20 protein-coding genes are annotated in these 21,261 nt (G+C 57.7%); 10 read left to right on the top strand and 10 right to left on the bottom strand.

The annotated features are described in order from the left end of the window. Window positions 1–55 precede the first annotated feature (55 nt). From JRJ26_07560 to JRJ26_07525, 8 genes are all read right to left on the bottom strand, one after another. Window positions 56–2,494 carry an AAA family ATPase gene (locus tag JRJ26_07560; protein ID MBW2057339.1) on the bottom strand — a complete coding sequence of 813 codons (2,439 nt, stop codon included), beginning with the start codon at window positions 2,492–2,494 and terminating at the stop codon, window positions 56–58. 164 nt (window positions 2,495–2,658) lie between these two features. Then, window positions 2,659–4,152 carry a glycogen synthase GlgA gene (gene glgA / locus JRJ26_07555; GenBank protein MBW2057338.1) on the bottom strand — a complete coding sequence of 498 codons (1,494 nt, stop codon included), beginning with the start codon at window positions 4,150–4,152 and terminating at the stop codon, window positions 2,659–2,661. Window positions 4,153–4,236: 84 nt separating this feature from the next. After that, a complete protein-coding gene (locus tag JRJ26_07550) occupies window positions 4,237–4,662 on the bottom strand; it encodes a hypothetical protein (GenBank protein ID MBW2057337.1) in 426 nt (141 codons plus the stop codon). A 6-nt stretch (window positions 4,663–4,668) separates the two neighbouring features. Further along, window positions 4,669–4,992 (bottom strand): hypothetical protein, encoded by a 324-nt coding sequence (locus JRJ26_07545; GenBank protein MBW2057336.1) that lies wholly within the window; start codon window positions 4,990–4,992, stop codon window positions 4,669–4,671. 68 nt (window positions 4,993–5,060) lie between these two features. Continuing rightward, window positions 5,061–5,309 carry a hypothetical protein gene (locus tag JRJ26_07540; GenBank protein MBW2057335.1) on the bottom strand — a complete coding sequence of 83 codons (249 nt, stop codon included), beginning with the start codon at window positions 5,307–5,309 and terminating at the stop codon, window positions 5,061–5,063. A 30-nt stretch (window positions 5,310–5,339) separates the two neighbouring features. Then, window positions 5,340–6,695: a glycerate kinase gene (locus JRJ26_07535; protein ID MBW2057334.1), complete on the bottom strand. Its 1,356-nt coding sequence runs from the start codon at window positions 6,693–6,695 to the stop codon at window positions 5,340–5,342. 100 nt (window positions 6,696–6,795) lie between these two features. Then, on the bottom strand, window positions 6,796–7,425 hold the full coding sequence (locus tag JRJ26_07530) for a DUF502 domain-containing protein (protein MBW2057333.1): 630 nt from the start codon (window positions 7,423–7,425) through the stop codon (window positions 6,796–6,798). A 275-nt stretch (window positions 7,426–7,700) separates the two neighbouring features. Next, on the bottom strand, window positions 7,701–7,955 hold the full coding sequence (locus JRJ26_07525; protein MBW2057332.1) for a hypothetical protein: 255 nt from the start codon (window positions 7,953–7,955) through the stop codon (window positions 7,701–7,703). Window positions 7,956–8,204: 249 nt separating this feature from the next. On the opposite strand from JRJ26_07525, the gene JRJ26_07520 reads away from it, so the two are divergent. The 9 genes from JRJ26_07520 (at window position 8,205) to holA (ending at window position 18,472) form a co-directional block, all read left to right on the top strand. After that, window positions 8,205–9,515: a homoserine dehydrogenase gene (locus JRJ26_07520; GenBank protein ID MBW2057331.1), complete on the top strand. Its 1,311-nt coding sequence runs from the start codon at window positions 8,205–8,207 to the stop codon at window positions 9,513–9,515. A gap of 9 nt (window positions 9,516–9,524) precedes the next feature. Further along, a complete protein-coding gene (locus JRJ26_07515; protein ID MBW2057330.1) occupies window positions 9,525–10,580 on the top strand; it encodes a threonine synthase in 1,056 nt (351 codons plus the stop codon). Between the two features lie 183 nt (window positions 10,581–10,763). After that, a complete protein-coding gene (locus JRJ26_07510; GenBank protein MBW2057329.1) occupies window positions 10,764–11,714 on the top strand; it encodes a tyrosine recombinase XerC in 951 nt (316 codons plus the stop codon). After that, a complete protein-coding gene (gene hslV, locus JRJ26_07505) occupies window positions 11,695–12,258 on the top strand; it encodes an ATP-dependent protease subunit HslV (protein ID MBW2057328.1) in 564 nt (187 codons plus the stop codon). Before JRJ26_07510 ends, hslV begins: the two co-directional genes overlap by 20 nt. Continuing rightward, window positions 12,255–13,649, top strand: a complete 1,395-nt coding sequence (gene hslU / locus JRJ26_07500; GenBank protein MBW2057327.1) for an ATP-dependent protease ATPase subunit HslU — start codon at window positions 12,255–12,257, stop codon at window positions 13,647–13,649. The genes hslV and hslU overlap by 4 nt, the downstream gene beginning before the upstream one ends. 191 nt (window positions 13,650–13,840) lie before the next feature. Beyond that, on the top strand, window positions 13,841–14,107 hold the full coding sequence (locus JRJ26_07495; GenBank protein MBW2057326.1) for a hypothetical protein: 267 nt from the start codon (window positions 13,841–13,843) through the stop codon (window positions 14,105–14,107). 140 nt (window positions 14,108–14,247) lie between these two features. Then, on the top strand, window positions 14,248–16,815 hold the full coding sequence (locus JRJ26_07490) for a leucine--tRNA ligase (protein ID MBW2057325.1): 2,568 nt from the start codon (window positions 14,248–14,250) through the stop codon (window positions 16,813–16,815). Between the two features lie 145 nt (window positions 16,816–16,960). Then, entirely contained in the window at window positions 16,961–17,443 is a 483-nt protein-coding gene (locus tag JRJ26_07485) for a hypothetical protein (protein MBW2057324.1), read from the top strand. A 39-nt stretch (window positions 17,444–17,482) separates the two neighbouring features. Then, window positions 17,483–18,472, top strand: a complete 990-nt coding sequence (gene holA, locus JRJ26_07480; GenBank protein MBW2057323.1) for a DNA polymerase III subunit delta — start codon at window positions 17,483–17,485, stop codon at window positions 18,470–18,472. 104 nt (window positions 18,473–18,576) lie between these two features. Here the strand turns inward: holA and rpsT are convergent, their stop codons facing one another. After that, window positions 18,577–18,846, bottom strand: a complete 270-nt coding sequence (gene rpsT, locus JRJ26_07475) for a 30S ribosomal protein S20 (GenBank protein MBW2057322.1) — start codon at window positions 18,844–18,846, stop codon at window positions 18,577–18,579. A gap of 192 nt (window positions 18,847–19,038) precedes the next feature. On the opposite strand from rpsT, the gene murJ reads away from it, so the two are divergent. Then, complete coding sequence (gene murJ / locus JRJ26_07470; protein ID MBW2057321.1) at window positions 19,039–20,610, top strand: murein biosynthesis integral membrane protein MurJ; 1,572 nt, start codon at window positions 19,039–19,041, stop codon at window positions 20,608–20,610. A 48-nt stretch (window positions 20,611–20,658) separates the two neighbouring features. Here murJ and JRJ26_07465 read toward each other — a convergent pair whose 3' ends face one another. Next, on the bottom strand, window positions 20,659–21,201 hold the full coding sequence (locus JRJ26_07465; protein ID MBW2057320.1) for a CDP-alcohol phosphatidyltransferase family protein: 543 nt from the start codon (window positions 21,199–21,201) through the stop codon (window positions 20,659–20,661). Window positions 21,202–21,261 lie beyond the last annotated feature (60 nt).

Raw genomic sequence — 21,261 nt, 5'->3', positions numbered from 1 at the left:
TCCGGTATCTTCCTTGCCAGGCCCCTCCGTAAAGGGAAAGGGCCTGCCAAAGAGGCTATGATTCCACCTCTTCCTCGGCCTCGCCGAATCTCTCCAGATCTTCGGCAAGGGTTCTCAACTTCCTGTCGACGAGGTCACTGACCGTGCCCTCTTCATAGGTGCCCTCATCTGTGAGGTCGCCCGCCTTGACCCCGGTCAGGATTTCGATCCCATCATCGATCGTCCTGATGGGATAGATATGAAACTCCTTCCTCTTCACCGCTTCCACAACCTCCTTTCGCAGCATGAGATCTTCCACATTCTGGTGCGGGATGATCACCCCTTGGGTCCCTGTCAGTCCCCTCGCCTTGCAGACCGCAAAAAAGCCCTCGATCTTCTGGTTGACCCCCCCGATCGGCTGGATCTCCCCTTTCTGGTTGACCGAGCCTGTCACGGCGATGTCCTGTCTGAGGGGAATCTCCGAGAGGCTTGAGAGGAGGCAATAGATCTCAGCCGAGGAAGCGCTGTCCCCTTCCACGCCGCTGTATGACTGTTCGAAGCAGAGGCTGGCGCAGACGTTGAGGGGCTTGTCCTGGGCATACCGGCCCCGGAGGTACCCGCTGAGGATATAGACTCCCTTGCTGTGGATGGGCCCGCTCATTTCGACCTCCCGGTCGATGTCGATGACTCCGGACTTACCCATGGCTGTCTTGGCCGTAATTCGGGACGGCTTACCGAAGGAGTAGTCTCCCATGTCGACCACCGAGAGCCCGTTCACCTGCCCCACCACTGCACCCTCGGTGTCTATCATGATCTCGCCGTCCCGGATCATCTCCTGGATTTTTCTCTCCACCAGGTTGAGCCTCTCGATGCGGTTTTGAATAGCCAGATCCACGTGTTCTGCGGTCACCCGGGGGCTTCCCTGCTCATCGGCCCAGTAACTCGCTTCGTTCACCAAGTCGGCGATCTGGTGGAAACGGGTTGAGAGTTTCTTCTGCTTCCCTGCGAGACGTGCCCCGTATTCCACCACGCTGGCGGCGGCCGAGCGGTCGAAGGGTTTCAGGTTCTCCTCTTGGCAGATCTTCCTGATGAAACTCGTGTATTCGTTGATGCTTGCGGCGTTTCGATCGGTCACCGTATCGAAATCTGCTTTGGCCTTGAATATCTTCTTGAAATCCTCATCGTACCGGTACAGGAGATGATAGGAGAGGTCATCCCCCATCATGATCACCTTCACATCGACTGAGATGGGCTCGGGTTTGATCGAGGAGGTGGTGAAAAGGAAAAAGGGATCATAGGCCTGGATCTCCATGCGTTTCGACTTAAGGGTTCGCTTGAGGGCAGGCCATACCCCGGGCTCCATGAGGGCGTCCCTGGCGTCGATGATCAGGTAACCTCCGTTCGCCCTCAACAGGGAGCCCCCCTTTATCTTGGTGAAATCCGTTCGCCACAGTCCTGATCTATCCATCATCCGCTCAACGCTGCCGAAGAGGTTCCGGTAAGTCGGGTAGGACTCTTCCACCACGGGGGGCGCCTTGGCTTGGGAGTTGTCGACAATCACGTTGACCTCGTATTCGGTCAAGGGTTGACTCTGCAGGCCGGTTCCATGGAGCGCCTGGCCTTCCGGTTTCTCCTGGAAGTCGGAGAGGTTGTTGAGGATGTTTTCCTGAACCTCATCGAGGTACTCGCGGACCGTCTCTCCCTGGAATTTTTCTCGGATCTCGCTGACCGCCTCTGCGACAAAGGGCCTGATCGTGTCTCTCTCGATATCCTTCAGCTTCCCCATGATCTCCTTTTCGGCTCTCCGGCTCTCTTTGATTATCTGTTGGAGTTCCTCCATGAGCCGGGGAAGCTGCGACTTGATCTGCTCGAACTGCTCCCTGGGGAACTCTTTCTTCTCCACGAGGGAGGCAAGCTGATCGAGACTCATCGGATTCCCCGAAACGACGGGAACGATGTCCTGCCTGATGTACGGCCCCATCTGGATCTGGACCACGGTAAAGCCCTCGGCGGTGACCTTCTTTTCAAAATCCTTGAACTTCTTCTTCTGCATCTCCCTGAACCTGTCCGTGACCTCCTTTATCCGGCTCTGATACTGCTCGCTTTCAAGGATCTGGGGAATATTTCGTCTGAGAGAGGTTATGAGCTCGGCCATCTCGTTCTTGAAGGCCTTTCCCTGTCCGGCAGCGAATGTGAGGGCCCTGGGCCTGTCAGGGTTCTTGAAATTGTTCACATAGCAGATATCCCCCGGAATCTTCCTATCCTTGATGATCTCGTCGAGACAGCGGTTGAGGGCGGATCTTCTGCCGGTTCCGCTCGTTCCGGTGATAAAGACGTTGTAACCGAAACCCGGGATCCCCAGGCCGAACCGCAAGGCCTTGACCCCGCTCTCCTGCCCGATGACCGTCTCACAAGGAGCAATGTCATGGGTTGTCTCAAAGGGGAGGGATTCAGGATCACACCGCCACCTCAGTCTTTCTGGGGTGAGTTCTTCGAATGCCTTGGCCTTACGCATATCAGGTTCCTCCTCTGCGGATCCGGAGAGAGAAAAATCCCCCTCCCGGTCAGGCTCAACCGGGGGGATTTCTTCCCCGGGTTTCATAATAACAAGGGAGGACTCTTTCGTCCAGGGTGGCGGGTAGGGGCCTTCTCGGGCCCGGAAGAGATTGGTGCGGCATCTCAGCCTTCTGGTCGAGAGTGCGAGAATCTCACGTTCGCCAGTGCCTTCCGGTAGAGCCTGTCATAGACTCTGGCCGATCGGGTCCAGGAAAAATCCGCCTTCATCCCCCGAAGCATGATGCCCTCCCACTTCTGCCTCTCTTGAAAGACGGAAAGGGCGTCCTCGATACGTTGGAGCAGGCGGCTGGGGCGGTATTGCTTGAATTTGAAACCGGTTCCCCTACCGGTCTCGGATCGGTAGTCCACGATGGTATCGTCCAGTCCCCCCGTAGCTCTCACTATGGGGACGGTTCCGTATTTGAGACTGAAGATTTGATTGAGGCCACAGGGTTCGTATCGAGAGGGCATGAGAAACATATCGGCGCCGGCCTCGATCTTGTGTGCCAGGCGGTTGTCGTAGGCGATCCTCGCAGCCGCTTTCCCGGGATACTTCCGGGCGGTCTTCACGAAGAGTTCCTCATAGGCGGACTCTCCCGTGCCGAGAACGACCAGGCCGAGGTCCTTCTCCATCAAATCCTCGATGATTTGCTCTACCAGATCGAAACCCTTCTGTTTTACAAGACGGGAGATGATCCCGATGATCGGCCGGGATCTGAGCCTTTCCGGGAGATTGAACTCGCCCAGAAGGTCGTCCTTGCATCTCATCTTCCCCCTCAGGTTTCGAGCCGTGTAGTTGGCCGCAATCAGTCGATCCGATTCGGGGTTCCATTCCGTGTAGTCGACGCCGTTGAGGACGCCGAAAAGATCCCCCTTTCTGCTCCTGACGACGCCTTCCAGCCCATAGCCGAACTCCGGGGTCTGGATCTCCCGGCTGTACCTTCTGCTCACGGTGGTAATGATTTGAGAGAAGACAAGGCCGGATTTGAGGAGATTAATCCCACCCCAGAATTCGATTCCCCCGGGGTGAAAGACCTCCGAGGGGAGACCCGTTACCTGGAATTTCTCTCCTGGGAAGAGCCCCTGATAGGCTATGTTGTGAACCGTGAAGAGACAGGCTGTCCCGGCGAAGAGGGGATGGGTCCTGTAGAGGGTTTCCAGATATGCCGGGACGAGGCCGGTCTGCCAGTCGTTGCAGTGGATCACATCCGGCTGGAAATCGAGTTTCTCGCACAGATTGAAGACCGCTCTTGAGAAGAAGACGAAGCGCTCGAGATTGTCGAAGTAGTCTCCCCGGGAGGTTCCGTAGAGGAATCTGCGGTCGAAGTATTCGTCTTTGTTTATGAGATATACGGGCACACCGCCCGCAAGACGGGTGAGATAGACTCGATCCCGCAACATATCCCTTCCCACGGGTGTTTCCATCTCCGCAATGACGAGTTCTGCCTGGGAAGGGCTCTCCTTGACTGTTCGATAGTACGGCAGAGCGACCCTGATATCGATCCCCAGGGCCTTGAGGGCCTTTGGCAGAGACCCCGCCACGTCGGCGAGCCCCCCGGTTTTGGCAAGGGGGGATACCTCCGGGGAGAGGAAGAGCACTTTCAAAGGCCGGTCCATATGGATCGCCTTTTCTCTGGTTTATTGTGCTACCGCAGAACCGTAGAGGATCGGGATTCCAGGAGGGAGTCCAAGTCCCGCATCCTACATGCTCTTGAGTTCTGCCTCGTATTTCTCGAGGAGAGCCCTGGCCCTCCTCTCCAGGGCGAGGAGATCCTCACAACCCCCGCGGTTTCCGGCCGGTGCCTTACGAAACCACCGCCAGGGGTACCTCCTCTTGTTTTCGAGCCGCCTTTGTCGATCCTCTATGAGGCGGATCCGTCTGTCATGGTGCTCCATCAAAAGACGACACCGAAAGATTACCTGCTGGCGGACCAGTTCCCACCGGGATCTATCGACCCAGGCCCCTCTTGAGAGGGTAAGCAGCCTGAGCGCCCTGCCCACGTCGTCTCGATCGAGGGCTTCCAGGATCTCTCTCAAGTAGAAACGGGTAGGCAAGACCCCGGCTTTCTCGAGGGGTCTTCCCGCCGCTTTCCTGAGAATTCTGATAAGAACTCCGAGGCCGATCATAGTTGGCTAGGCCTTCTTTGCTCGGAGCCCCGCCTCCATCAGTCTCAGGAAGCTCTCCCTGAGTTCCGGAAGGTCCAGTGTGAGTTCGTCGATTCTCCGAAGAATCCGGCGATAGTCATCATCGGACTCGATGTCCATCCCCTTGAGGAGTCTCACGGTGGACTCGTATATCCGTTTGTCGATCCGGATCAGCCCGAAACCGGCTCCTATGATCTCCAGAATACCGTCCACCACGTCCAACCCAACCAGCTCTCGAATCGCGATCTCTGCTCCGAGGCCCAGCAGGGCACCCACGAGGGCTCCCGGAAGGCTTAGTCTCCTTTCCCCCATCTCCATCTCCTCCTGCCATGCTCTCTTCTCCATCTCGCCGGACGGCAATGCAGGACCGGCCCCGTGTCTCACCGGCTTCCCTGAGATCGCCGGTTCTTGCTGAGATCCCGGGCCAACCTCTCGGCGTGACCCATCATGGAGTCGATATGTCTGTCTTTTTCCTGGAGCCTCTTTTCAAGGATCCCTTTTTCCTGCCTCAACCTCCTTGTTTCAGCAGAGGCAAAAAGGGACCTCACCTTTACCACAATCAGGGTGGCCACGACCCCTGCGACGAATCCCAGGGTGATGCCGATGTAGAAGAGAGTCTTCGGTTCCATGGGGCGGCTCCTCCACTCAGGGCTGCCTGCTCATGTCTCATCCTCCGTGGGTGTATCAGCGAGGATGATTCTCACATCCATCACGTTGGTATTGGTGGGACCTGTCAGAAGGAGATCCCCCAGTCTTTCAAAGAAGTGATAGGAATCGTTGTCATCGAGATAGGCCTGCGGATCGATCCCCAGGGCTCTGGCCCTCGACACCGTGGTTTCGTCGGCCACAGCTCCGGCCGCATCCGTAGGCCCGTCGGTTCCGTCGGTTCCACCGCTCAAAATGACCACATGGTCGATTCCTTCGATTTCCAGGGCTGCGGCCAGAGCGAATTCCTGGTTCCTTCCTCCCAGGCCGGTGCCCTGAATAGTGACCGTGGTCTCCCCCCCGGAGATGACGCATGCCGGTAGGCCTACGGGGTTCCCGCTTGCATGCATTTCCCTGGCAATGGCGGCGTGCACGCCTGCGACTTCACGTGTCTCCCCTTTGATGGAGGTGGAGAGGATGAGGGTCTGATAGCCAAGTTCCCTTGCCTTTGCTTCAGCCCCTTGGACTGCGACCCGGTTGTTGCCGATGATGACGTTCTGTACCTTCTCGAATACAGGATCGCCGGGTTTGGGAGTCTCGGGGATCTTGCCTTCAACGCCCAGCCGGAACCTGGTTGCAACAGAGGGAGGGAGTTTCTCGCGAAGGTGGTATTTCTCGATTATTCTCTCGCAGTCCTGAAAGGTCGACCTGTCCGGGACACACGGGCCCGACGCGATGACATCCACGGGATCCCCGATCACGTCGGAGAGCATCAGGTTGACCAGCGTGGCAGGGAAGGCCAATCGGGCCATGTTGCCCCCCTTGATCCTGGAGAGGTGTTTCCTTATGGTGTTGAATTCATCGATTGTGGCACCGCAGCCGAGCAGGAGACGGGTAAGGGCGTCTTTGTCCTCAAGGGTGATTCCCTCGGCAGGCAGGGGGGTCAGGGCAGATCCCCCGCCCGAAATGAGACCGATTACCAGGTCCTTTTCGCCGGCCCTTTTCAGGATCTCCACTATTCGCAGGCTGCCGGCGACGCCGTTCTGGTCGGGCACGGGATGGCCTGCCTCGGTAATCATGATCTTTCGAAGGGATGCCGCGTACCCGTATTTCACCGTCACCGCCCCATCGGCGATCCTCTCGCCCATCAGTTCCTCCAGGGCCCCTGCCATCGACGCGCTGGCCTTTCCGGCACCGATCACATACACCCGGTCGATTTTCGAGAGATCGTAACGGTGGCCGGCCACTACCAGCTCTGTCCCCTCGACTCTCACAACCCGCTTCACCGCAGCCGCCGGATCGACTGCAGAAAGAGCGTGGGCAAAGATCCGCCTCGCGTCCTGCTTCATCGAAAGAAGGTCTCTTGCCATGGAAAGCCTCTCATCTTGGAGTTTCCCTGGTTCTGTTCCGTTGTCCCGATAGGTTTCCCGACCGTGACAACTCAATCCTAATTGGGAAGCCCCTTCCAAGTCAAGGTAGAATCGAGAGGGGAACCCTTAAGCTCGGTGGGAGGCCGAATCCCCCTGAGATGACCGAATTGATCGCCTCTTCTATCTTCAGCGAGGAGGGGATCGCGCGGTCCTTGTCGACGATGAGCATGTACCCTGATGTGGGGTTGGGGGTGGTGGGTACGAAGACCGACAGAAAGACCCTCCCGTGTTTGTCCGTGATTTCGTTGGTGGCGAACCCGATCGTATAGCAACCAGCCTTGGGGAATTCCACAAAGACCGTCTGGCGGAAGGTCTGTCTTCTCTCAGGAGCGAAGGCGCGGGTGAGTTGTTTGGCCGCCCCGTAAATCCCCCTGGCCAGGGGGATGACGGTGAAGAAGCGATCGGTGAAATAGGCGAAGCCCCTGCCCACCACGTTGGTCGCTATGATGCCTGCCAGATAGATCAGGATCAAGAATGCGAGAAACCCGAGCCCTGGAATCGTAACCTCCCTGTGCAAGAAATAACCCAGGATCTTGGCGATGGGTTGAGCAAGGAGGCCGTCGACCAGCCTGAAAAAGAAGTTGAGAAGGAACAGGGTGACCCCGACGGGCAGGATGAGCAGAATACCGGCCACGATCCTGGCCCTCAGGTGTCTGTAAAGGCTTTTCATCTCTTACCTCCCTCACCAGTGGAGTCTGGTATTCGGTGTGTCACGATGCAACAAGGCACTTATCCAGAACCGTTTCACACGGGGGCTTCGACAAGCAACCCCGTCCCCTTCCCCTCACCGGGAGAGCACCGGGTGAGACGAAGGCAGCCGAGGCCTTCTCTGTCCTTCAATCACGTGAGAAGGAAATGGTCAATCTAGCGAGGATGGGTGAGAATCATGTCACCGTTCTCTCGAAGAAGGAAGAGGCCTGTCATCGATGCATCGGGCGCTCTGGTCTACTCTTTTCCTATAGCCCTTCCGACCTTCTCGAGAGCTTCAGCCGTCTGCTGCCGGATCGTGTCCATCCGCTTGGCAGTCTCCTTCTTCATCGTTTCGATCTTTGTCTGAAGATCCTGAATCCTCAGATTCAGTTCGCGGTTTCCCCCGGTTCGTTCAAAGGCGATGAAGGCTACGATAAGGGCGATGATAGATATTAAGAGTGCAAGGGTCGCCCGGAAACCGCCTCTTGCAGTCCTCCTGTCGTCGGCCATCGTCTGGACACCTCCCCCTGTGATTTGTTTTCCGCTGTGTTACAGGTCTATTATAAGGGAGGAAGATCAAAAAGGGAACAGGCTCGTCCCGGGAAGGGCCGGACTCCCACTGCATTTTCGTCCATGGGCCTGCCGGATGGCCGGGCAGAGGTTGAAGGGACCTCTCGGATGTGGTAACAAAGAAGGGCGTTTTCCAGGTGCTGATTTCGATTCGGAGTGATAGGAGATCCTCGGGGGAGGGATGCCTAGATGAGGGGAATCCAGGTCGGGCTGATCGGATTCGGAACCGTGGGATCAGGTGTTGTCAGGGTCCTTGAACAGAACGGAGGGCTTATCGAGAGGCGGCTCGGAACGCCGTTGATCTTGAAGCGCATCGCTGATCTCGACATCCATCGAGACCGGGGCGTCCGGGTCGACAAGGAGAGGCTGACAAGAAACGCCGAAGAGGTCATCAGAGACCCGGAAATATCGATCGTCGTCGAGCTGATAGGGGGATACGAACCGGCACGGACGTTTATTCTGGAGGCCTTTCGAAACAAGAAGCACGTTGTTACGGCCAACAAGGCGCTTCTTGCCCTTCACGGCGATGAGATATTCAGCGCCGCCCACAGGCATGGTGTGGACATAAGTTTTGAGGCTTCCGTTGGGGGCGGCATCCCCATCATCCGGTCTCTCAGGGAGGGTCTGGTCGCCAACCGACTAACCTCTATTTTCGGGATTCTCAATGGCACTTCAAACTATATCCTGACCAAGATGGCCGGAGGGGAGGGGGAATTCGACGAGGTCTTGAGGGAGGCCCAGGAGCGGGGTTTTGCAGAGGCCGACCCTTCCATGGATATCGAGGGAGTCGATCCGGCCCATAAGCTGGCAATCCTGGTCCGCCTGGCCTGGGGGGTACGGTTTCCTTTCGAAAAGATCTACACCGAGGGGATATCCGGGATCTCTGCCCTCGACCTCCGATACAGCCTGGAGCTGGGGTACAGAATCAAGCTCCTGGCTATCGCCAAGGCCGAGGGGGCCCAAGTGGAGGCCAGGGTCCATCCCACACTCCTTCCCCTGGAGCATCCTCTCTCCACTGTAGAGGGTGTCGACAATGCCATATTCGTCACCGGGGACGCGGTGGGATCGACCATGTACAGCGGGCGGGGGGCGGGCCAGATGCCCACGGCCAGCGCTGTTGTGAGCGATGTCGTCGACCTGGCCAGGAATGTCCTTCGCGGCTCGGCTGGGCGCGTGCCTCCCCTTTCCTATCAGAATCGCCACGTCAAGAGGATCCGGATCAGGGACATTCACCATGTGGTTACTCCCTGGTACATGCGTTTCACAGTCGTTGACAGACCCGGGGTCCTTTCGAGGATCTCGGGAATCCTGGGCAGGAACCGGATCAGCATCGCCTCGGTGATCCAGAAGGGGAGGCAGGTCCGAGAGGCTGTCCCCGTGGTGATGATGACCCACGAGGCCAGGGGCAAGGACCTGCTTCGGGCCCTGGAGGAGGTCGACACCCTTCCCAGTGTTTTGAAGCGCACGGTCCGGGTTCGCGTTGAGGACAACCTTTCTTGAGGAGGGTCGATGAACTGGCGGGGAGTCATAAGACAATACTGGGATTTCTTGCCTCTGAGCAGGGAGGAGTGCATCGTAACCCTCCACGAGGGAGACACACCTCTGATCCCGGCGGAGAAGCTGGCGGCAGCTATTCGGAGCCCGGCGAGGATCTTTCTGAAGTACGAAGGGCTCAACCCGACGGGCTCTTTCAAGGACAGGGGTATGACTGTGGCGGTCTCAAGGGCATTGGAGGAAGGGGCCCGTTCGGTCATCTGTGCCTCGACAGGCAACACTTCGGCCTCGGCGGCGGCCTATGCAGCCAGGGCCGGACTGCAAGCCGTGGTTCTGATCCCGGAGGGGAAGATCGCCTTCGGAAAGCTGTCCCAGGCCATGATGCACGGCGCCAGAGTGATCCAGGTGGATGGGAATTTCGATGAAGCCCTGGAGATCGTTCTCCGCATCTCCGAGGACTACCCGATTACCCTTGTCAATTCCCTCAACCCTTACCGGATCGAGGGCCAGAAGACAGCGGCCTTTGAAATTTGCGACATCCTGGGATGTGCTCCCACCTATCACGCCCTTCCTGTTGGAAACGCCGGGAACATCACGGCGTACTGGAAGGGTTATGTGGAGTACCGTGAAAGGGACAGGGCACCGAACCTGCCGAGAATGCTCGGTTTTCAGGCCGAGGGGGCGGCTCCCATCGTAGCCGGTCACGTGATAAAGAGGCCCGAAACGGTTGCCACGGCCATTCGCATCGGGAGTCCGGCAAGCTGGAAAAAGGCAGAGACTGCCAGGGACGAGTCCGGCGGACTTATCGACAGCGTCAGTGACGACGAGATCCTTGAGGCGTATCGCCTGGTAGCGCGCACCGAAGGGGTGTTCTGCGAACCTGCCTCCGCCGCCTCCGTTGCCGGTGTGATCAAGCTGAACAGGAGGGGTTTCTTCAAGAAAGGTGAGACCGTGGCTTGCACTCTCACAGGACACGGGCTGAAAGATCCCGACACGGCGGTCGGGGTCTCCGAAAAACCACTCTCATTGCCGCCTGAGATGGACGCGGTCTTGGAGGCACTCGATCTTTAGTGACGGCAGGCCGAACGTGGAGGCCGGACGGAGACGAAGCCCGGCGGCCGAGATTTCCCAGTCGCCTCGGCCCAGCGAGCCTCCCTCGAACCCCTTGATTTCAAAAAGAAGTTGATTATCTCCCATCTTATGATATATCTTAATGGTCTTGATGTACCGACTTTGGAGACGGTCTGACCTGTGATGAGAGCTTCTATCGAGAGATACCTGGAACAGATCTCACTCGGGAAGGGTTTCTCGGAGCATACCTGCAGGGGATATGCCCTGGATCTCTATGAGTTTGAGGCCTTTCTTAGGGGAAACGGTCTGGCAACCGGTTCTGACGGCGGGGTGGATGTGGGGAGGATCGACCCTGTCATGGTTCGTGCTTTTCTGGGTTCTCTTTACGGGAAAAACCGGAAGAGCACAATGGCGCGCAAGTTGGCCTCGGTCAGGTCGTTCTTCAGGTTTCTCGTGAAGGAGCGGGTGATTCCATCCAACCCGGCTCAGCTCGTGGGCACTCCCAGACAGGAGAAGCATATTCCTTTTGCCCTCTCGGTTGATGATGCGTTTCGCCTGATGGAGTCTCCGGAGGGGGAATCAGCCTTCGATGCGAGGGATAGGGCGATTCTGGAAACCCTTTACTCAAGCGGGCTCCGTGTGGGAGAGCTGGCAGGCCTCGATGTGGATTCCGCCGATCTCGATGTGGCGGTTGTCCGGGTGATGGGAAAGGGAAGGAAGGAGAGGATCGTTCCTCTGGGGTCGAAGGCCGTCGAAGCCCTGAGGTCCTATCTGGCAAAGAGGGAGAGTCTTCAGGGAGCCGATCCGCAGGAGAGGGCCCTTTTCCTGAACCGTTGGGGAAGGCGATTGACACCGCGGAGCATCGCCAGGATCGTGGAGAAATACGCGGGACGATGCGGCCTGCCGAAAGGCGTCTCCCCCCACAGCCTGAGGCATACCTTTGCCACTCATCTCCTTGAGGGAGGGGCGGATCTGAGGGGCATTCAGGAGCTCCTGGGCCACGTTAGTCTTTCGACGACCCAGAAATACACCCATGTGGGCATCGACAGGCTGATCGATGTCTATGACCGGGCTCACCCGAGAAGTTGGCGTAACAGGAGGAAACAAGGGCTCCATGAGCAGCAAGGGAGATGATGGAAGGCACGGCTGGAAAGGGACGACGGTTCTGTGCGTCCGGCACAGGGGGCGGGTCGTCCTGGCCGGTGACGGCCAGGTGACTTTTGAGACTACCGTCATGAAGCAATCCGCCAGAAAGGTTCGAAAGATGTTTCACGACAGGGTCCTGGCCGGGTTTGCCGGTGCCACTGCCGATGCCTTCACCCTGTTTGCCAAGTTTGAGCAGAAGCTCGAGCAGTACCAGGGAAACCTGATGCGGGCTTCCGTGGAACTGGCCAAGGACTGGCGGACCGACAAGATCTTGAGGCGTTTGGAAGCACTGCTAATCGTTGCCGACATGGAAAACTCGCTCATCCTATCAGGGAACGGCGACGTGATAGAGCCGGATGAGGGGATCGCCGCCATCGGAAGCGGGGGTCCCTATGCCTTGGCTGCTGCAAGGGCTCTGGTTCGCCATTCTGACCTGGAGGCCAGGGCCGTGGCGGAAGAGGCGATGCGGATTGCGGCGGGCATCTGCATCTATACGAACGATCGGATCGTGGTGGAGGAACTGGGGAGATGACGCTTTTTACCCCCCGAGAGATCGTTTCGGAGCTCGACAAGTACATCATCGGCCAGGAACGGGCAAAACGGGCCGTCGCCGTTGCGCTGAGGAACCGCTGGCGGCGCCAGCAGGTTCCACCGGAGCTCCGCGACGAGATCTATCCCAAGAACATCGTCATGATCGGTCCTACAGGCGTGGGTAAAACGGAGATCGCCAGGCGTCTGGCGAAGCTGGCTCAGGCGCCTTTCCTGAAGATCGAGGCCTCGAAATTCACGGAGGTCGGCTATGTAGGCAGAGACGTCGAATCGATGATTCGGGATCTGATGGATCAGGCCGTCAACATGGTAAAGGCCGAAGAGACCGAGAAGGTCCGTCACAAGGCCCGTGAAATCGCCGAGGAACGTCTCCTCGACATCCTGTTGCCCCGGCCCGGGAGAGGGAAGAGAGAGGTGCCGGGCAGGATGGAGGAACCATCCGGGGAGGAACAGGACCGATTCGATTCCGAACCGGTGAGGGTGATGGAGTATGAGAACTCGACTCGGGAAAAGCTGAGAGGGCTGTTGAGAAGCGGCAAGCTCGACGGACGGTACGTTGATGTGGAGACCACGGACAAGAATATCCCCATGGTCGAGATTTTCTCAGCCGCCGGCTTCGAAGGGATGGATATCAATATCCGGGATATGCTGGGCAATATGTTCCCCCAAAAGAAGAAGCACCAAAGAGTCAAGGTTCCCGAGGCCCTGGAGATACTGACCCAGGAGGAAGCCCAGCGGCTGGTGGACATGGACAGGGTCGTCAGGATGGCCACAGAGCGGGTGGAGCAATCGGGGTTCATCTTTCTCGATGAGATCGACAAGATCGCGGGAAAGGAGAGTGTACACGGGCCGGACGTCTCCAGGGAGGGTGTCCAACGGGATATCCTGCCCATCGTGGAGGGCACGACCGTGGCTACGAAATACGGTCCTGTCAAGACCGACCACATCCTGTTTATTGCTGCAGGCGCCTTTCACGTGTCCAAACCCTCGGATCTGATTCCCGAGTTGCAGGGTCGGTTCCCTATTCGCGTGGAGCTGGAACCTCTCAGCAGGGAGGACCTCATGCGGATTCTCACGGAGCCGAAGAACGCACTGATAAAGCAGTATAAGGCATTGCTGGAGACCGAGGGGGTGGAACTGGTCTTCAAAGAAGACGCTATTGCGGAGATCGCCCGTATCGCGACGGTTATCAACGAGCGAATGGAAAACATCGGCGCTCGCCGCCTTTACACCATCATGGAGAAACTCCTGGAGGATATTTCCTTCGGGGCCCCGGAGGCCCGGACCAAGACGATCGAGATCGATGCCGCCTACGTTGGAGATCGGCTGAGGGACTTCGTGGAAGACGAAGACCTGAGCCGGTATATCCTGTAACAGGCTGGAGGAATCAGAAAAGGGATGAAGAGAGATCTTCTCCCTCCTCGACGGGGAGGGGGATGAGGTCACCGGTGAGGTGATCCATGGACTTCCTTATGGCGGTGTGGGACTAACTGGAGAACCGGTTTCATGTTGTGAAGGCGATTCCGGAGTGGTTGTTGAAGCAAAAAAACAAGGGAGGTATGAGTATGGGGAAGGTTCTGGGAATCATCATCGGAGTGGTTCTGGTTGTTCTTGGCCTTTGGGGGATTGTCACGTGGTGGGGTCTGTTCATCAAGGCCCTGATGGCCTCTGTGCCCGCGTTGTTCATCGTGGTGGGGGCCGTGCTGGTGGTGTTCTTCGTCTCAGAGATTCGTTCATCCATGAGGGAGAAGGCCGAGGTGGAAGCCGGGGCCGAAAAGGAATCAAAGGAGGAGGAGAAGGCTTCAAAAGGCGGTTCGGGCGAAAAGAAATGATCGTCTGTAAGCAGAGGGACTTTTCTCGGTGGATCTGGTCTTGTCCCATCGGGAGACCGATAGATTCGGGGAGTTGCAGGGATTCCAGAGCCCGCGGGGATGCCGGAATCCGCCGTACTCCGAGGCCGGAGTGAAGGGTAATGAAGGAGCGGTACGATCCGAAAGAGATCGAAGCCAGGTGGCAGCGTTACTGGGAGGAGATGAGGCTCTTCTCCGTAACAGAAGATGCGAGCAAGGAGAAGTACTATCTCCTGGAGATGTTTCCGTACCCCTCGGGCAAGATGCACATGGGTCACGTGCGCAACTACTCCATTGGTGACGTGCTGGCTCGCTACAAAAGGATGCGAGGATACAATGTGCTCCACCCCATGGGATGGGATGCCTTTGGAATGCCCGCCGAGAATGCGGCCATCGAGCACGGGGTCCATCCAGCCAAATGGACCTATCAAAACATCGAGGCCATGCGGAACCAGCTCAAAAGGATGGGATTCAGTTATGACTGGGAGCGTGAGCTGGCCACTTGCGATGTTACCTACTACCGGTGGGAGCAGTGGCTCTTTTTGAAGATGTACGAAAAGGGACTCGCCTACCGGAAGCGCTCGAATGTAAACTGGTGTGAGCATTGTCAGACGGTACTCGCCAACGAACAGGTGGAGGCCGGGCTCTGCTGGCGGTGTCACTCTGGAGTGACCCAAAAGGAGCTCGATCAGTGGTTTTTCAGGATTACCGCCTATGCCGATGAGCTCCTCGACTACTGCAAGAGACTGAAGGGGTGGCCTGAACGGGTTTTGGCCATGCAGGAAAACTGGATCGGCAGGAGTGTGGGGGCGGAGATCCGGTTCTCCCGCGAGGACGGGAGAGGGGATATCACCGTCTTCACGACCCGCCAGGATACCGTATACGGGGCCACCTTTATGAGTTTGGCCCCGGAACACCCTCTTGCTCTGGAGTTATCGCAGGATACACCGCAGGCCGAAGCAGTGAGGGACTTCGTCGAGAGAGCCAAGAGGCAGGATTCGACTCTCAGGTCTTCGGAAGAGGTGGACAAGGAGGGGGTGTTCACTGGAAGGTACTGCCTGAATCCGCTGACAGGGGCCAGGATGCCCATCTATGTAGCCAACTTCGTCCTCATGGAGTACGGGACCGGGGCTGTCATGGCGGTCCCCACCCACGACCAGAGGGATTTTGAGTTTGCAAAGAAGTACCGTCTCCCTCTCATCGTGGTGATTCAACCTCCCGGCGGAGAGCTCAGGGAAGAGACCATGACCGAGGCCTACGAAGGGGAGGGAAGGCTCGTCAACTCGGGCCCCTTCGACGGCATGAACAGCCAGGAGGCAAGAGAGGCCATCGTCAGGTATCTGGAAGAGAAAGGCCTCGGCAGGAGAAGCGTGAGCTACCGCCTGAGGGACTGGGGTATCTCGAGACAGCGGTACTGGGGGGCACCTATCCCCATTGTCTACTGCAGCCGGTGCGGGATTCAGCCGGTCCGAGAGGAGGACCTCCCGGTGTTGCTTCCCTACGACGTCAAGGTGACCGGTACAGGAGAATCTCCCCTGAAGTCTCTCCCCTCGTTTGTGGAGACCACCTGCCCCAAATGCGGCGGAGCGGCTAGCCGGGAGACCGACACGATGGATACCTTCGTTGAGTCGTCCTGGTACTTCGAGCGCTTTGCGTGTCCGGATTATGCGGGCGGGATACTCGACAGGAAGCGGGTAGACTACTGGATGCCCGTGGATCAGTATATAGGGGGGATCGAGCACGCGATCCTCCATCTTCTCTATTCGAGGTTTTTTACCAAGGTCCTGCGTGATGAGGGAATCGTCGGGGTGGATGAGCCTTTTACCCGCCTCCTGACCCAGGGTATGGTCTGCAAGGAAGTCCTCCGTTGTCCCACTCACGGCCTTCTCTATCCAGAAGAGGTGAAAGAGGGTCGATGTGTCCACTGCGGCCGGCCGGTTGAGGCAGGGGCCAAGGAGAAGATGTCCAAGTCGAAGAAGAACGTGGTCGATCCAGAGTACCTTATCGACCGGTACGGAGCGGATACGACCCGGCTCTTCTGCCTCTTCGCCTCACCCCCTGAGAAGGACCTCGACTGGAGTGATCAGGGCGTGGAGGGATCGTTCCGGTTTCTCCACCGGGTTTGGAGAATGGTTTTCAACCATCTCGATGCGGTCCGTGAGGCGCCTCTGCCGCGGCGGGGCGAGGTATTCGAAGGAGTGGAGCGGATCCTCCACCGCAAGACCCACAGAACCATCAGGAAGGTTACCGAGGACATCGAGCGGTTTCATTTCAACACCGCCATCAGCGCCATCATGGAACTGGTCAACGCCGTCTATCAGTTCGATCCCGGGAACGGGCCGGGTCCTTCCGTGTTGCGGGAGGCCATAGAAACGACGGTCATTCTCCTCTCTCCCTTTGTCCCCCACATGGGGGAGGAACTCTGGCGTGTTCTTGGAAAAGAGGGGAGTATTGTCGAGGTTCCATGGCCTGAGTACGATCCCGGCGCCCTGGCCGAGGAGGAGATGCTGATTGTCGTACAGATCAACGGCAAGCTCAGGGACCGGATGAGTGTGCCTGTTTCCTCAGGGGAAGAGGAACTCAAACGGGTGGTCCTCGGCCGTGAGCGGGTGAGGGCCTTTACAGAGGGAAAACGGATAAGAAAGATCATAGTGGTGCCCGGCAAACTCGTCAATGTTGTCTGTGGTTGACACCGGCCTTTTACCCGGATCCCTTCACGGAGTGGTCCGGTGAGATCGGGGGAGGCTTAGAACGGGTCGGAAAGTTCGTTCAAAGAGGGGAAGGGCCATTTTCCGGTGGCCTCTGGTCAGGAGGGCCGGCCTGAACGGTCTGGTTTTGCTCTTGGGCCTGTGGGGTTGCGGCTACGGCCTGGAGAGAAAGACGACTTCACTCCCCCGGGAGATCAGGACGATCGCCATCCCCACCATGGACAATCAGACCCTGGAGGCCGGGATCGAGAACGCCTTCACCCATGCCATGGTCAGGCGGTTCAACCTGGAAGGACGGCTCAGGGTTGTTAGAGAAGATAGAGCCGACAGTATTCTCGAGGGGAGTATCCAGGATTTCTCCATCACCTCGATCTCGTACGGGGCGGACGGCCTGGCAGTGCAATACCGGACCGAGGTCTCCCTGGGAGTGATCGTCAGGCGGGTCGATACGGGGGAGATTCTTTGGGAGGCCCCCTCTTTGAAGGAGATCCAGGAATTCAGGGTGACTTCCAACCTCCTGACCAATGAGGCCCGAAAGCAGGAGGCCATCGATGGGATCGCAAGGCAGTTGGCCGAGGTCGTTTACGACCGGCTTGTGAACCGATTCTGAGCCTGCCCGCCGTCGTCCAGCCGGGTTGGAGGCATGGTGATGGACCCTCTCGGGTTTGAGAAGGAGCTGGAGAGAAGGAGGATCTTCCCACTCTATTTCCTGGGAGGAGAGGAGACCTATCTTGTCGAGGAAGCCCGCAAGCGGATCGAGTCGGTCTGTCTGGAGCCCGGGACGAGGGACTTCAATTACGATCTCTTCGAGGGTGGTGAGAGCCAACCCGAGAAGATCCTCGATGCGGCAAAGACCCTTCCCATGATGGCACCGTGGCGGGTAGTAGTCGTCAAGGATGCCCACCTCTTTACAGCCGATCAGGTAAAGCCCCTCATCTCCTATTTCGAAAACCCCTCTCCCAGGACTTGTCTGATTCTGACCGGCCGGGTCGCAGGCCCCTGGAAGGGATACCTGAAGGTCCTGGAGAGAAAGGGCAGGGTCGTTTCGTTCTCCCACCCCCGGGGAGGTCTTTTGACCCGGTACATGGCAAGGAGGGCAACAGAACTGGGCAAAGAGATATCGCCCGAAGCGGCGGTGATGATACAGCAACTGGCGGGTAACGACCTCGGCGAGATATACCAGGAGCTAGACAAGGCGGCCTTCTATGCGGGAGAGGGGAGGCGGATAGAGGCGGACCATGTCGAGGCGGTGATCTCTCCTCTTGGGACCCATACGGTTTTCGACCTGACTCGGGCGGTGGGAATGAGAAACTGCGAGGAGGCGCTGACGATCCTCAAGGAGATGCTGGAGAGCGGAGAACCTCACCTGAAAATCCTGGGCATGATTGTAAGGCAGTTTCGCCTCATCTGGAAGGCAAGAGAGATGCGGTCCCTTGGGATGAGGGACAGGGAGATCGGAAGAGCCGTGGGCGTGCCGGATTTCTCTCTCAGGAAATTCCTCGCCCAGCTGAACAGTTTCACTCCAGGCGAACTCGAAGAGTGTTATGGTCGCCTCTTTGAAAGCCATGTGGCCTTCAAGACCCGGAGCACCTCCAAGCAGACCATACTCGAGGGCCTGGTCATCTCCCTCTGCTGTTAGGGAAGTCTTCCCGTGCAACGGCCATGGCCAAGGCACACAGCAGAGTTGGAAGGGGTTGTCACCCGGGTGCAGGAAATCAGATAGTCTGTTGCCGGGAAGGGATCTCAGTGAGTCGAAAGGACCGCGAATTTCCGGGCGAGTCTGGAGATCTTCCTGGAGGCCGTATTCCTGTGGAGAACACCCCTGGATCGTGCTCTGTTTATTTCGCGCACCGCGGCGGAGAAGGCGCCTTTGGCCGCTTCTACATCCCTGGACTGGACGGCTTGCAGGAGTTTCTTCACACGAGACTTGACCCGGGATTTGATGTGCATGTTCCTCTCACGGCGTTTCTCGTTCTGCCGCATTCGCTTTACAGCCGACCTGTGAGTTGCCAATGGTAGACCTCCGTTTCGATTTGCGAGCATGATTTATCTACCATTTCGAGAGGACTCTGTCAAGTTCTCGAGGGACGGGGTTTTGCTCGGCCCCGGATCGAGTATTTTGCAAGCAGTCGACTTTACTAGTTGAGGCTCCATAGAGGGGTTCGGCGAGGCTCCCTCTGAGTTCTGCCTCGAAAGCGGGTCTTCATGTCTGAAGAGAAGACAATAGCGAGGGCTACAGGGGTTGTGGGCACCGCGACCCTTCTCAGCCGGATTCTCGGGTATCTCCGTGACATGGTGATCGCCTATTTCTTCGGGGCGGGGATGGCCACAGATGCATTTTTTGTTGCCTTCAGGATACCGAACACCCTGAGAAGGCTTTTCGGTGAGGGCTCTCTCACGGTTTCATTCATTCCGGTCTTTTCGGAATACCTGCACCACAGAGGGGAAAAGGACTGGGAGGATTTGGTCAACGTGGCCTTTACCCTGCTCTCTGTCGTGCTTGTCGGCCTGAGCGTTGCGGGTATGCTTTTTTCCCCCTCCTTGATCCGGATTCTGGCACCCGGTTTCGTCGACCCCGACCAGTTCCGTCTCGCCGTGCTGATGACCCGGCTCGTTTTCCCCTATTTGTTCTTCATCGGGCTGGTGGCCCTTTGTATGGGGGTCCTCAACTCTCTGGGCCATTTTGCAGCGCCCGCCCTTGCGCCGGCCCTCTTGAATATCTCGATGATCGGATGCGCCTTTCTGCTCTTCCGGCGATTCAACCCGCCGATCCTGGCGCTGGCCGTTGGTGTCCTCGTGGGCGGGGCGGCTCAACTGGTTTTTCAGATCCCCTTCTTGGTGGCAAAAGGGATTCACTTTCGCCCCAACTTCCGCTTCGGTTCAAACCCCGGTATCAGGAGGATAGGAACCCTCATGGTTCCCGCCGTTCTTGGAACAGCGGTCGCCCAGATCAACGTATTCGTGAGCCAGATTCTCGCGTCTTTTCTGATCAAGGGGAGCATCTCTTTTCTCTACTACGCCTATCGGCTTATCGAGTTCCCCCTTGGAATCTTCGTGGTGGCCCTCGGAACAGCGGCTCTTCCGAGCTTTTCGAGGCTGGTCGTGCAGGACCGGCTCGGAGAATTTGCCGACACAATAGGTTTTGGCCTTCGCATGGTCTTTTTCCTCACCATTCCAGCCTCGGTGGGGTTGATCCTCCTCAGGGTCCCCATTGTCGGCCTTCTTTTCCAAAGAGGTGAGTTTGATTTTCGGGCGACCATCCTCACTTCCGAGGCCCTCCTGTACTATGCCCTTGGCCTCTGGGCCATCGCGGGGGTGAGGATCGTGGCTCCGGCCTTTTTTGCCCTTCAAGACATGCGATCTCCTGTAAGGGTCGCCGTTCTGGCCTTGATCAGCAATATCGTCTTCGGGCTGATCTTGATGGTTCCCCTGAAGCATTCAGGGCTCGCCCTGGCAAATTCCCTTTCAGCGGTTTTGAATTTCCTTGTCTTGGTGGTTTTTCTCACAAAGAGGGTGGGAAACATAGAATGGACCCGTGTCCTGAAGTCGCTGGGCAAGGTCTCTGTGGCGAGTACGGCCATGGGCGGGGTTGTTTACGGAATGAGCCTTTTTGGAAGATGGGGTAGCCCTGGAGCCGGTCTGTTCAACGCCACCGTCCTCGGGCTGAGTGTGCTGGCAGGTATATTCGTGTTTCTATCCGTCAGCGTCCTGGTGAAAGCCGAGGAGACGGCTTTCCTCATTTCCATGATCAGGGAAAGGTTCAAGGGAAAGGGCTAGCCCCTGTGCCTACCGCCCTTCACCGTTCCACCTCTTTGCTTCCCGGGGTCACGGCCTCGTCTCCCTTCCCTCTGCCAGGCGGGCTCCCAGGTAGATGTACTGGAGACCTGTCAGGATTGTTGTGGTCGCTGCCGCCCAAACCATTCCTGACGCCAGGCTGGAGAAAGAGGGCTCCATCTGGGAGAAGAGGGCGATCGAGATCGTCAGCACTTGGACCAGCGTGTTGATCTTGCTCGATGTGGCAGGCTTGATCTCCGGCTTCCGGTCCATCAGGAAGAGGATGAAAAAGCCGAGACAGATGATCATGTCGCGGCTTATCACTATCACGGTGAGCCAGCCGGGGATGATATCGAGAAGTGCCAAAGCGACGAAGGCGGAGGTCAGCAGCAGCTTGTCGGCTATGGGGTCGAGATAGGCTCCCAGAAGAGTCCTCTGGTCATGTATCCGTGCGATGATGCCGTCAGCCCCGTCTGTGACCCCCGCGACCACGAAGATGACGAACGACCATCCGAAGTGCCGGCCCATGAGAGAGATCACAAAGACGGGAATGAGGAGGACTCTGAAGATAGTGAGGGAATTGGGCAAATTCAGCATGGGCTGTCAGGATTCGCGAGTTTAGCCCCGCCATCGGGGCGTTCTGCACCTTTCGGG

The organism is Deltaproteobacteria bacterium (assembly GCA_019308905.1).
Taxonomy (GTDB): Bacteria; Desulfobacterota; BSN033; order WVXP01; family WVXP01; genus JAFDHF01.
This window is presented reverse-complemented; position numbering and strand designations above follow the sequence as displayed.